Source organism: Hyphobacterium lacteum, from assembly GCF_036330345.1.
GTDB classification, from domain to species: domain Bacteria; phylum Pseudomonadota; class Alphaproteobacteria; order Caulobacterales; family Maricaulaceae; genus Hyphobacterium; species Hyphobacterium lacteum.
This window is the reverse complement of the sequence record NZ_JAZDRP010000004.1, coordinates 240,174-252,571: the sequence shown is the minus strand read 5'-3', so window position 1 is coordinate 252,571 and position 12,398 is coordinate 240,174. Positions and strand designations below refer to the sequence as shown.

Genomic DNA, 12,398 nt, shown 5'->3' with positions numbered 1-12,398 from the left:
CATCAGGCCTGGTTTTAATCTCGGATCCGCTCGATTAGCGGACGATCTTTCAGGGCCCTGTCCGCTTTGACGGCCATGTCCGCCAGGTCGCAACCGATTTCCTTGTAGAGAGCATCCATCGCAGCGCGGATCCGGCCGAGCATGCCGATCATCAGATCGTATTGCGCCGCGCCAGAGCGGCGGGGCTGTGAGGCTCCGGCAGGCGTCATTCAGCGTTCGAATACGCTTTCCCGCGTCACCTCGGAAATCCGCAAGCTGTAGGACAGATAGAATTTTTCCCGGCCGGCCTTCTTGGCCAGGATGTGCGCGGCGTGCCGTTGCCAGCTCGCCACTGCCTCCATATTGCGCCAGTAGGAAATCGTCAGGCCACGGCCATCTTCGAGGCGCAGTCCCTCCTCGCCCAGAAAACCGTCCTGGTCTGCCGAGATGGCGTTTATCTCTTTCAGGAGCGCCTCGTACTCGGCGAGATTCTTACGATCCAGCCGGAAAGTAAAGATGACCGCAATATAGGGCGGCTCGGGTGTAACGACGCCATGCGGTTGCAAATGCGGTCTCCGGCGGTCTGATCTTCGGACAACCGACCTGTAAACCGCACGAAAAGCAATTCACTTTGCCGGGAGGCCCCAATGTTTCTCGTCAGAAAACCAGGTGAGGGTCGTTCAAGCGATCAGAACCTATGCCGCACCGTCAGCCGCGCATTCAGCGGTTCGCCGGTCGAGATATTGTCGTTCGAGTGCGCGTCCGGGAAATAGTCCTCGTCCAGCAAATTCTCGATGTTCAGCTGAACGCGCGTATCGTCGCTGAGATCGTAGAAAACCGCCGCATCCACCCGGGTATAACTCGGCACGAGGACCGAATTGTCTTCCAGCACGAAGAATTCGCCCTGATGCGTGGCGCCGCCCCCGATCGAGAGACGGTCCGTCAGCTGGTACTGGGTCCAGAACGAGATCATGGTTTCCGGGGTCTGGCGCGGGCGGTTGCCGGCATTACCGCCGCCATTCACTTCACCATCCAGCTGGCTGAACCCGGCAGAGACAAACCAGTCATCGGTCAGGTCGCCGACCAGCTGGATTTCGAAGCCGTCAATGGTCGAACCCGGCACAGTCGTCACGATGGAGGCATCGTCGGGATCAACCGTGGTGAAGAAGCCGCGTTCCAGACGGAATAGCGCCGCGGTCAGGCTGAGCATCCGCGTAATGTCCCACTTGAAACCGATCTCGCGGTTCTCGAAGGATTGCGGGCGGATGTCCTCGGTTGTCGTTGACAGGGTCAGGAACTGGTCGCCCGAGCTTGGCAGGAAGGTCTCCGAATAGCTGGCATAGAAGGAGACATTGTCGGCCGGCTTGTAGATGAAGCCGAAACGCGGCGAGAATTCCTCATCGACCCGCCCGCGCCGGCCATTATCGGTGGGAGAAACCGCTGCACGGTCCAGCACCGACACATCGAACCGGTCAAACCGGACACCGACAATCAGCTTGAATGTGTCAGTGATGTCTATCTGGTCCTGAAGATAGAGCGAGGTGAACGAAACGTCGGACTCCCGATCCCGCGCCGGCGTCGTGAAGCCAAAGGCCGGAATGTTCAGCGGATCGGTGAACGGGATGGCCGCCTGGTCATCATTGGTGGACGGGAAGAAGTTGTCGAGGCGCATGTTTGCTGTGTCCTGAGAACCGTATTCCACGCCCATCAGGAAGGTGTGCCCGAACGGACCCATCTCGTATTCACCGATCAGATTGCCCTGGATGATCAGGTTCTGACGGGCGGTCGGATCGCGATAACCGTCCAGTGTGACGGTGTTCGGGGTCACCGTCTGGTCGAAGCCGGCGGCGTAGAGATTCTGGTAGAGCTTGTCGTAGTCAGCGTACTGAAGTGTGACATTACCCCGCAAATTGGTCGAGAAGGTCCGGTCGAGACGCGCCCGGAAAATGTGGGCCTCCAGCGTCGTGAAATTCTGGTCCGGCGAGCCGAAGAAAGTATCGCTGAAGCCTTCCAGCGGAACATCCGGTCCATTGGCTACAGTGACAGACGGAACACCCCGGTCCACGACCCGGTCATCGTTCAGGTATTCATAGGACAAATTCAGCGTCGTCTGACCGTCCAGTGCTACCGCGAAGGTCGGGTTCACCCCGTAGCGGGTGCCGTCATAGAAATCGCGGTGATTGTTCAGCCCCTCAACGAACGCATTCAGGCGGAAGGCCGAGCGGTCGTCGATATCGATATTGGTGTCGGCGCTGATCAGATAGGCGCCAAATGTATCCACGCCGGCGGAGACGCTGGAGAAGCGTTCGCCGATCTCCGGCTCCTTGGCGACACGGTTGATGACACCACCACCGCCGCCTCGGCCAAACAAAAGCGCGTTGGATCCACGCAGGATCTCGACCTGCTCGATATTGTAGAGCGGGCGGAAATACTGGACGTCATCACGCACGCCGTTGAGAAAGAAGTCTGCCGTCGTCTGGTTGCCGCGAATGATGATGGCATCCCGGTGGCCTTCGCCCTGGCTGACCGACAGGCCCGGCGTGAAACGCAGCACATCGCCAATATTGGTGAAGGCCTGGTTTTCGATCTGCTCTTCCGAGACCAGCGACAGGCTTTGCGGCACATCAACGATCGGGGTCGGGGTCCGCACGGCATTGATCTGGTCCAGCGACAGATAACGGCCGACAACCCTTACCGTATCCTGCTCGTCTTGTGCGAAAACTGGCGCGGACAGACCGGCGAGCAGGCAAGTGGACGCGGCAAGAACAGACTTCGAAAACATGAGACGCAACCCCGATACGTAATTGATAATGATTTGCATCTGTAACAAGGCGGCCGATGCAATCAAGAACAATTCGCATTATCAATCGCAGCTATTGAGAAACTGTTGCTGCAGGGCGTCACGCATCGGCATCGCGGGTGCCGCAAGGCGAGTCGCTGCCGAAATGAATAGCAGGACTATCAGGCCGGAATCGTGCCTGAATGGGTTTTCAAGTTTGCCGCCAGGACAAGATGTCAGTCTGGGTGCGAGGGGCGGGGAGCTTGTACCGGGCTACCGGAAAGCCGCGACATCGTCGGCACGCAGATTCCAGACGCGATGATTGTCCTGATCTGAATTGCCCATCGTGATCGAATTGTACTGGGTAATCGGTGATGACCAGTACTGCAGACGCGACGGGCAGCGATTGCTGGCACAATTATAGGACATGATCGTCCGCCATCCGCCGGAATTACGCTCATACCGGTAGCCATGGCCAAAGGCATAGGGCGTATTCGTGTCGTCCGTGTCGGGATCGTGCCGGGCTCCCAGCAAATGCCCGATCTCATGACCGAAGCTATAATAGCCGGTCGCACAGTCCCAATGGACCAGCACGAAAGCATCTTCCTCGGCAGCGCCGATATCCCCGGCCAGGCCGCAATAATCATCCTGGTCGACGATCAGCGCGACGACATCGGCATTCGTGCGGTTCCGGCGTGTATGAACGCGCGCCATATAGATATCGCCACGATTTATGAGGTGCCGCCGCATCGTGTAATAGTCGCGATTGCGCTCGTTATAGGTGACATTCAGCGTGCCCACGAGGCGCACGCGAGCCCAGATTCCCGAATTCCGGAAGGAATCATTGGTCTCGGCAATGGCGAGATCAATAAGGCCATCGATGTCGCCGGCAGCCGCTTCCGCGTCGTCTGTATAGGCAACCAGGACATCAATCGTCGGAACCTGTATCTGCTCGATAATGTTGGCCCAGTCACGATAGCGCAGTTCCAGGCGGGTCAGGGCAGGCTGACCCAGCTGCAAGCGCTCGGGATCGATCTGGCGCTGGATCTGCGGATTGCGTGGCCGCTGAATTTGTTCGGGATTGCGCAGCGCAGGTTGACGCAATGGCCGGAGTTGGCCGGGCTGTATCTGCGGGCGGTTGGGCTCTAGTGCACCGCCGCCACCGTCACTGCCGCCCTCACTGCCGTCATCGTCATTATCGCCGTCTTCAATCGGCGGGTGATCCCGCGGAAGCGTCGCGTAATCCAGTTCGATAATGGCGGTTTCACCATTACCCAGCGGGCGGACCCGGTAGAGCCGGCCGTCGGGAGTGCGTACAGAGCCTGTGACGGAGTCACCGTTGATCACGAATGTCGCCAGGCCCGGCGGTACGCCTTGCGTTCCGGCAATTTCACCTCGCCAGATCGAACGGCTTCCACTGCCGGCCTCCAGCTCAAGCGCCCGCGCCGAGAGTGACAGCTCGGGTGCCACGCGTATTTCGAGCTCTTCTCCGATCGGTACATCCCGGATAGCGGCAGCAGAGACCTGTGCGACCCGGACATTGCCGACACCGCGTTGCGCCGAAAGGGCGGCCGTATCGCGTCTCAGCTGTGGTGACAGCTGTTCCTGTTCGCGCAGATTGGTGAAAGCTTGCGACGTCTGGGCGGCTGCCATTGGAGCGGAAGCCACCAGAACCGTCGCAAGAAGAAGTCCGCAGAATGTCTTCATGACGTGTTCTCCCCGAATTCGCGTCTGGGGCGAACCCTAACAGCAAACCGGCTCATACGAAAATGACAGCGGACTCGCCACGCCCGCCAACCGGGCTAAAGTTACGTCAAACAGCCGAAGAGAATTTGCCATGCGTTTCCTGATCCCCGCCGCCATGAGTCTGGCTCTGCCCTCGCTGGCAATGGCACAAACCGCTCCGCCGTCCGAGGTTCTGGCCATTCACGATATCGTCGCGGACGTATCCGCGGATCGTATTGAATCCGACATTCGCACCCTGGTGGATTTCGGGACCCGCCACACCCTGTCGGAAACCGAAAGTGATACCCGTGGGATCGGCGCTGCCCGGCGCTGGATATTCGACGAGTTCGAGCGCATTTCGGCCGATTGTGGCGGCTGCCTGGAAGTCATCTATATCTCTGACACCATCTCCGGTCAGACCCGTATTCCCGAACCGACCGAAGTGGTTTCCGTTCTGGCAATCCAGCGCGGCACGCTCGACCCCGACCGTTATGTGATGATGGCGGGCGACATCGACAGCCGTGTAACCGATCCTCTGGACGGCACGTCCGATAGCCCGGGAGCAAACGATAACGCTTCGGGCGTTGCCGGCGTGATCGAGGCGGCGCGCGTTCTGTCGCAGCGGGAGTTTGCCGGCTCGATCATCTATGCAGCGCTGTCCGGTGAGGAGCAGGGCCTGTTTGGTGGCCAGATCGTGGCCGCCCATGCGCTGGAGCAGGGCTGGCGGATCAAGGCGGTGCTCAACAATGACATGATCGGCAATATCGCGGGGATTGACGGGGTCATCGATAATTCCACGGCGCGGATATTCTCGGAAGGCACCCGTGCGCTGGAAACGCCGGAAGAAGCCATCATGCGCCGTTTCCGCGGCGGTGAGGTTGATAGCCCGTCACGCAATCTGGCCCGCTTCATCGACCGGACCGCGGATCAGTACATCCCCAATCTGGATACAATGCTGGTTTACCGGCTCGACCGCTTCCGGCGTGGCGGACACCACCGGCCGTTCAATGAGGTTGGCATTCCCGGCGTGCGCATCATGGAGGTGCATGAGCATTATGACCGCCAGCATCAGGATTTGCGCAATGAAGATGGCCGGCATTACGGCGACACGATTGATTTCGTGGACTTCGATTATGCTGCCAAGCTGACTTCGCTGAACGCCGCCGCTCTGGCGCTGATGGCTGGCGCGCCGCCTTTCCCGGCCAATGTCGAGACCGAAGGTGCGGTATCGCCGGATACGACGATCAGCTGGTCGGCGCCCGACCCGGATCTGGCCGGCAATCTCGCTGGTTATCGCGTTTACTGGCGCTATACCGACCAGCCGCAATGGCAGTATTCCCGCTTCGTGGGCAACGTCACCGAGTACACGCTGGAAAACGTTGTCATCGACAATTTCTACTTCGGTGTCGCGTCAGTTGCCCATGACGGTTCGGAGAGCCCGGTCGTCTTCCCCGGTCCGATGGGCAGTTTCGGGGAGTAACTAGTCCGGCGCCGTAATCGCTGCACTGGTAACACTCCGGACGACCCCGTTCGCATCGGTAAAGCGCAGATAAACGCGCGCATTGGCCGGATCGAAGGCGATGCCGGAACCGGCCTGGGCGCGGGCGAAGACAGCGAAGAAGTGTGCGCCGGTTCCGAAGACCGTCGTGACAGAGGATGCAGGAGGGGCCAGGCAGTTGCTGCTGGCGTCGGTCTCGCACAGGAACAGGGAAACCGGCAGTCCGGCGCCACCATCATCGGCAGTAACCGTAATGGTTGCTTCGCCGTCTGCCGCAGATCCATCGCCCACACCGATATTCAGGGCCGCCGCGCTCATGAAGCTGGCACCGCCGCTGGATGGAATCCGGATCACCCCGTCGGCACTGGGTGTTACAGCGATGGAAAGAATGTCCGGCACGGGCACGGTATCGATCGACAGGGCGAAGGTGTTCACGCCAGGCAAGGGTGTCAGAGCAGCATTTTCACATGTGATCACCGGGGCGAAATTCATGCCCTGGGCTGGCGTCGCTTCTGTTGGCGTCAGCGCCAGAACAAAGGCTGCGGATCCGCCTGCCGTCAGATCAAAAACGGGGTTTGCCGGGCCGATTGGCGAGTTCGTGGCGTCAACGCGCCGATAGCCCAATGTGGCTGGTGCGCCTTCCGGCGCGGTAATGGTGCAGGACTGGGCCGGCGTGCTGTACCGGCTCACAACCGAGGTGAAAACGGTAACGTCGGGTCCGCCGACATAACCGGATCGGGCGCCTGGCAATACCGCTGCTACGATCAGCCCGTCTGGGACGGAATCCAGCGTGAACCGTGCTTCCAGCTCGCGGGCCTCGCCGACATTCCAGACACAATCGCCTGTCTGACCAAAGCACGGGCCGTCGCTCCAGCCCGCGAAAGTGGATCCTGAGCCGGCCGTGCCTGCAAAGGTGACCGGCTGGTCCAGGCGGAATCCGGATGAACAGGCGCCGCCGGCATTGGAGCAGCTGATGCCTGATGGCGAGCTCGACACAGAGCCAGCACCCAGCCCGCTGAACCCGATTGAAGCCGTCGCCGTCGTGTTCCGGCGGATGTAATTGCCGTAGAACCAATTGCTCCAGACGCCATTGGTCTGCTGTTCCAGCAATTGCGTCATTGCGGTTTCGCTGACCGCGGTCCAGGTGCCCCGATAATTCTGCACCGATCCGGTGCGCGTATAATGGATTGTGCCAAGCAGTTGCACGGGCCCGCCGTCCGATACGGCGCCACCCGTAATATCGATGAACAGGGTCGGGCTGACCCAGACCTGACGCCATTCATTCACGAACGGATCGAAGAAATTGTATGAGACGCCGGTATCCGAAGCATTCGCATACCAGCGTTCCCGGATCAGGCAGCCGGACTGGTGTACCGAAAGCCGGTTGCTGGCATTTCCCACACTCCAGTCGCCGGCCGAGAAGGCAAAATCATCGCGCTCGGGATAGTTCCAGCATATCGCCTGACCCGGCTGATAATCCGACACATCCGGCACGGCCGGAGCCTGCGGATCGCTGGCTGCGGCGATACCATTCATTTGCCGCACAACGGTCCAGGGATCGGTGGCCGTATCGCGCTCCTCGAGCACATAATCGATCGAGCCATTCTGACCCTGTGATATCCGCAAGCGGCGTTGCCTTATGGTCTGGCTGTCCTGGACGAACAGATTTCCCGCGAGCGTCATCGTTCCGTTTGAAAAAGATCCGCGCAGATCGGCGATCTCGGTCGGGCTGATATACAGCTGCCGCCAGCCTGAAAGGTTTGGATCATAGGTGTTCATGGATTGGGCAGTGTCGCCGCCCACGCCGGTCCAGACGGCTTCAAGGAAACAACCCTGCTCCCATTCGCTCACCTCCTGCCGTCCCAGGAAGGCACCGCTGTCTGAATAGACATTCCAGCTGCCGACCCAGAAATCCAGCTCCTGCCGGAAGGGCAGCCCGCCGCAAGTCCCGGCGGACTGGGCCATCGCCGAGGGCGGGCCCGCAAAGGCCAAAATGGCAAGAAAAGACAAAAGCGCATGGCGCAGGGCTGCTCGCTGGCGGTCCATGAAACCTACCTCAAATCTGTTCGAACAGAGCCCGCCGGCCAAACTGGCGATATTGCCGGCCAACACAACTCAACAGATCGTGAGCGGCCGTGCCGGCCCAGCCGTAACACCGGCTCTGCTTTGGTCAATGAGAGGAATCTAGCGGCGGCGTGCCCGGGAATATTGAACTAATCGGACATCCGCAGCGGCGTCAGGGAATGGTGATGTCCGACTCCTGGACGGCCATCAGCGCGTCCATTTCCAGCGGGATTTCCCGCAATTCCATGGCCACGAATTCACCCGCCTGGTCGGCATAATGCGGCGAGCGCTCATCCAGCGTAGCCGAACCGAACTGGTGGATGGCCCGGCTGTAAACGGCGCCGGTCTCGTCCCACTCCACCGCCATGATGTAGGTATCGCCGGCCATGCCGATGAAATGGCCATCCTCGTCCAGCTCGTCACACCCGCAATAGATGGCGCGAAGGATGTCGGGTCCGCCATCGACCGGGCTGTCGAATGCGCCGCGCACATGCCGGTTCACATCGCCCCAGGACGGGTCGAGGCGTCCGTAATGATCCATCAGGTCCAGCGCAGACCGGCGGAGCGCCTCGACAGGCTCGCAGGTCCAGGGATGGGTATCATGCCGGTTCTGGATGCATTTGATGGCGATCAGAACACCGAGCGCGGCCGACCGGTTATCGACATTGGTCGAAAAATCCCATTCGCCAAGGACACGCTGCGCCTCGATTAGCAAGGGCTCGTCATCAAGATCCATGGCCACCAGCTCTGCGACCAGTCGGGCCACGGGAGAATCCGCTGCGTAATCCAGATCAAACTTGTATTCGAGAAGTTCCTCGTCGGTGATGGAGGTGTCGGCCTCCAGTAGGGGAAGCAGGCGCTGGGCCCTGTTGGTCATTTCCCACTCGATACCGAAACGGGACGGAAAGTCCGCGCTATTCAGGTCATCTGCCGGCGAGGTCGCGCGGAAGGGCGTGTTGTTGGCATTGGCGACATAACCGCTGGGCGGGTCGATCACGACCGGCAGATTGGCAAGCGGCTCGTATTCGGACCAGATCAGCTCGGAGCGGTCACCCGGCAGATATTGGCGCCAGTCATAGCCCTCGGCACGAACCGGCATGCGTGCATTGTAGAGATAGGCGATATGACCGTCTCGATCGGCATAGATGGTATTGAGGCTGGTGATCGCCTGCATGTTCATGGCGTCCATCCAGGCCTCGAAATCCTCCGCCCGGTTCATCCGATACCATTGCTCAACGCCGCGAACTTCATCGAAACCCGACCAGCGGATCGCGTAGGTGCCATGCGGGCGCCGCACGACCGGACCATGCGCAGACCAGACCAGCTCCCGATTGAAGACCCATGAGAACGGTCCGAACAGGTGAACCCGCAGCGCGGCAGTGCCGGTCTCGAAATCCACCCATTCCCCGTCCAGCCGGTATTGATTGTCATTGTCCGGATTTATCTCCAGCACATAGATATCGGCCAGGTCGGGATTGTTGACGGTATGGGCCCAGCCCAAATTGCGGTTATGCCCATGCAAGACCAGCGGCGCGCCGGGGAAGGTGCCACCGGCGGCATCCCAGCCTTCTTCGCTGTGAACGCGTATTTCATACCAGGCCACCGGGCCGGTGAAGGGCTGGTGGGAATTGACGATGAGCCGTGTATGCCCGTCTGCGCTGCGAGAGGGCGCCACAGCGATCGCATTTGATCCCAGCTCCGGATTGGGGCCATCAATCGAGTGCCAGGCGGTTTCCGTCTCGCCGATGGAGATGGTCCGCTGGCGCTCCTCGGCGAACAATTCCCCCAGATCCTCGTCCAGCCCGTACATGAAGGGCGTGCGCAGGACGAAACCGGCGACCACATCCTGGCCGGTGATTGGTAAGACACCGGGCCGCACCCTGTCCGGATTTTCCAGCCCCCATGCATTCATCCCGTCGGCATAGCCTTCCAGCAGTGCACGCGTGTCTTCGGCCAGATCGCTTTCATAGCGCGCCGCCACCGTTTCCTGGATCCGCAGCAGCTGCACGATGTAATCGGTCGGCGCGGCATCCTGCCCGTCATAGCGTGCCAGTACCCCACGGGCGGCCAGAAGCGTGGGTTCAATGGTTTCCCAGTCATCTTCGGCATGGGCCCAGGCCAGTCCGAAGGCGACATCGGAATCGGTCTCACCATAAATGTGGGGGACACCATAATCGTCTCGGATAATGCGGGCAGAGTATCGGGCGCTGGCGGTGCGGATCGCGTCTTCATCAAGGCGCGGCGGCGTTGGCGTCCAGGCCATGAAACCGATGATGACCAGTGCCAGCAGAACAGAGCCGCCGACAATCGATAGGACCAGCCTGACCATTACCTTCCTCCCGTCATGCCGACGCCGATAGCCAGATGATATAGCCGGCATAGAGCGCCAGAAGCAGAGCGCCCTCGCGCCGGTCCACGCGCTGACCGGTGAAGGCAAAGAGGATCAGGATGGCCGTGGCGGCCAGCATGATCCAGATATCCTCGCCGAGGATGCGCCCCGGGATTTCCAGCGGACGAACCAGGGCAGCAGCGCCGAGAATGCCGGCCGCATTAAAGATGTTCGAGCCGATGACATTGCCGAAGGCCACATCTCCCTGACGGCGCAGGGCCGCAGCGATCGTGGCGGCCAGTTCCGGCAGGGAGGTGCCAATGGCGACAAGCGTCAGTCCGATAATGGCCTCCGGAACACCCATGGCTCCGGCGATGTCGATGGCTCCCGTAACGAGCAAACGCGCGCCAACCAGGACGCCGACAAGGCCACCGGCAAAGAACAGGATGGCCAGTCCGATATTTTCGGGTGCTGATGCGCTGGCCGCCTCGGCTTCATGCAGGGCTCCCGCCCGGTCGCCGCGCCGCCGGTCGAGAACATAGCTGAGCCCGATATAGCCCAGCAGCAAGCCAATCAGCGCTGCGCCCCAGATCGCAGGCAAGGGAGAGTGAAACAGGAAGGTGATCGCCGCTACGGTCACCAGCGACAATGCCAGCCCGTCGCGCAGCAGCGCCTCACGGACGGCCAGTATGGGCCGGATCAGGGCGCCGATCCCCAGGATCAGAAGAATATTGGCGGTATTGGATCCCACCACATTGCCGACGGCGACATCCGGAGATCCGGAAAGCTGGGCCTGTACACTGGTCGCCAGTTCCGGCGCCGAGGTGCCGAAGCCGACAAGTACCAGGCCCACGAACATGGGTGAGAGTTTCAGCCGGTTGGCGATGCCGACCGAGCCTCGCACCAGCCCGTCACCGCCAAAGGCCAGCAGCGCCAGGCCACCGAATATCATCAGCCCGGATATCATTTGGCTGTCTTCGACGGATCGGGTTGTTTGTAGAATTCGCTATTGCGCCAGATTTCGAGGCCGTGTTTCGCAACCACGCTGCCTACAGCGACCATGGGAAGCGCGAGTAGGGCCCCCAGGAAACCGAACAGTGCGCCGCCGATCAGCAAGCCCGCCATGATCCAGAGCGGATGCAGCTTCAGCTGCCCGCCGACCAGTTTGGGCGCCAGCCAGACAGTCTCGAGGATTTGCGCTGTGCCATAAACGGCGACGACAGCCAGGATCGGCCAGATACTGTCGTACTGGCTGATCGCGACCAGCATGGCGAGCGAGAACATAACCAGATTGCCGACCACCGGAATGATCGCCGATAACCCCGTCAGAATCCCGATGGCCACTGAATAGTTGAGGCCGACCGCCGCCAGAGCGGCGGCGTGATAGATGGCCTGGACGATAATCACCAGGCTCTGACCGCGAACATAGCGCGACAGCTGGATATTGGTCTCACGGCCAAACCGGCGCAGCTCGTCGGAATAACGGCGCGGTGGCAGATCACCGAGCGTTTTGGAAATGCCGGGCCAGTCCTTCAGGAAAAAGAACAACGCAACGGGCGTCAGAAACGTCAGCAATACGCCGGAGATGGCACCGGACACGGATCGCGCGACACGGCTGCCAATGGCCTGAACGGGATTGGTGTCACCGGTGAAGGTTTGCAGGGAGATCTCGGGCAGTTCGAGACCCATGCCGCCGGCCAGCGTGTGTGCCCCGGCCAGTAAATTGTCGATCAGCGCGGGCAGGCGGGCGATCAGGTCCCGTCCCTCGATGATCACGATCGGCATGATGGCAACGATCGGGCCGGCGATAATCAGAACAGCAATCAGCGTGGAGATCAGCGCCGCCACAAATCGAGGCGCTCCCATCTTGCACATGCGCCGGGTCAGCGGTTCAAGAATGACCGCCAAAAACCCGGCCAGCAGGAAGGGCAGAAGAACGTCACCGGCCGCCCGCAGCGCCCATGCCAGCGCCAGCACAAGAAGCGCGACAAAGGCGAAGCGGGCATCAAGGGTAAGTTTCATTC

9 protein-coding genes are annotated in these 12,398 nt (G+C 60.7%); 1 reads left to right on the top strand and 8 read right to left on the bottom strand.

Annotated features, from left to right (window positions below; translation table 11 throughout):
- Nucleotides 1-14 precede the first annotated feature (14 nt).
- The 4 genes from V0U79_RS08330 to V0U79_RS08315 form a co-directional block, all read right to left on the bottom strand.
- Nucleotides 15-209, bottom strand: coding sequence for a hypothetical protein (locus tag V0U79_RS08330; RefSeq protein WP_330199034.1), 195 nt, complete (start codon nt 207-209; stop codon nt 15-17).
- Complete coding sequence (locus V0U79_RS08325; protein WP_330199033.1) at nt 210-545, bottom strand: antibiotic biosynthesis monooxygenase family protein; 336 nt, start codon at nt 543-545, stop codon at nt 210-212. It abuts the gene before it with no gap.
- Nucleotides 546-667: 122 nt separating this feature from the next.
- Nucleotides 668-2,761 (bottom strand): TonB-dependent receptor, encoded by a 2,094-nt coding sequence (locus V0U79_RS08320; RefSeq protein WP_330199032.1) that lies wholly within the window; start codon nt 2,759-2,761, stop codon nt 668-670.
- A gap of 270 nt (nt 2,762-3,031) precedes the next feature.
- Complete coding sequence (locus V0U79_RS08315; protein WP_330199031.1) at nt 3,032-4,465, bottom strand: M12 family metallo-peptidase; 1,434 nt, start codon at nt 4,463-4,465, stop codon at nt 3,032-3,034.
- Between the two features lie 130 nt (nt 4,466-4,595).
- On the opposite strand from V0U79_RS08315, the gene V0U79_RS08310 reads away from it, so the two are divergent.
- Nucleotides 4,596-5,963, top strand: a complete 1,368-nt coding sequence (locus V0U79_RS08310; protein ID WP_330199030.1) for a M28 family metallopeptidase — start codon at nt 4,596-4,598, stop codon at nt 5,961-5,963.
- Here V0U79_RS08310 and V0U79_RS08305 read toward each other — a convergent pair whose 3' ends face one another.
- From V0U79_RS08305 to V0U79_RS08290, 4 genes are all read right to left on the bottom strand, one after another.
- Nucleotides 5,964-8,027 carry a hypothetical protein gene (locus V0U79_RS08305; RefSeq protein ID WP_330199029.1) on the bottom strand — a complete coding sequence of 688 codons (2,064 nt, stop codon included), beginning with the start codon at nt 8,025-8,027 and terminating at the stop codon, nt 5,964-5,966.
- Between the two features lie 190 nt (nt 8,028-8,217).
- Nucleotides 8,218-10,374: an acylase gene (locus tag V0U79_RS08300; protein WP_330199028.1), complete on the bottom strand. Its 2,157-nt coding sequence runs from the start codon at nt 10,372-10,374 to the stop codon at nt 8,218-8,220.
- 13 nt (nt 10,375-10,387) lie between these two features.
- Nucleotides 10,388-11,341: a calcium/sodium antiporter gene (locus V0U79_RS08295; RefSeq protein ID WP_330199027.1), complete on the bottom strand. Its 954-nt coding sequence runs from the start codon at nt 11,339-11,341 to the stop codon at nt 10,388-10,390.
- Nucleotides 11,338-12,396, bottom strand: a complete 1,059-nt coding sequence (locus tag V0U79_RS08290) for an AI-2E family transporter (RefSeq protein WP_330199026.1) — start codon at nt 12,394-12,396, stop codon at nt 11,338-11,340. Before V0U79_RS08290 ends, V0U79_RS08295 begins: the two co-directional genes overlap by 4 nt.
- Between the last annotated feature and the right edge of the window lie 2 nt (nt 12,397-12,398).

Bases quoted from the DNA above. Each gene is read 5' to 3' on its own strand.
- V0U79_RS08330 (WP_330199034.1), bottom strand. From the start codon at position 209: ATGACGCCTGCCGGAGCCTCACAGCCCCGCCGCTCTGGCGCGGCGCAA.
- V0U79_RS08320 (WP_330199032.1), bottom strand. From the start codon at position 2,761: ATGTTTTCGAAGTCTGTTCTTGCCGCGTCCACTTGCCTGCTCGCCGGT.
- V0U79_RS08315 (WP_330199031.1), bottom strand. From the start codon at position 4,465: ATGAAGACATTCTGCGGACTTCTTCTTGCGACGGTTCTGGTGGCTTCC.
- V0U79_RS08310 (WP_330199030.1), top strand. From the start codon at position 4,596: ATGCGTTTCCTGATCCCCGCCGCCATGAGTCTGGCTCTGCCCTCGCTG.
- V0U79_RS08305 (WP_330199029.1), bottom strand. From the start codon at position 8,027: ATGGACCGCCAGCGAGCAGCCCTGCGCCATGCGCTTTTGTCTTTTCTT.
- V0U79_RS08300 (WP_330199028.1), bottom strand. From the start codon at position 10,374: ATGGTCAGGCTGGTCCTATCGATTGTCGGCGGCTCTGTTCTGCTGGCA.
- V0U79_RS08295 (WP_330199027.1), bottom strand. From the start codon at position 11,341: ATGATATCCGGGCTGATGATATTCGGTGGCCTGGCGCTGCTGGCCTTT.
- V0U79_RS08290 (WP_330199026.1), bottom strand. From the start codon at position 12,396: ATGAAACTTACCCTTGATGCCCGCTTCGCCTTTGTCGCGCTTCTTGTG.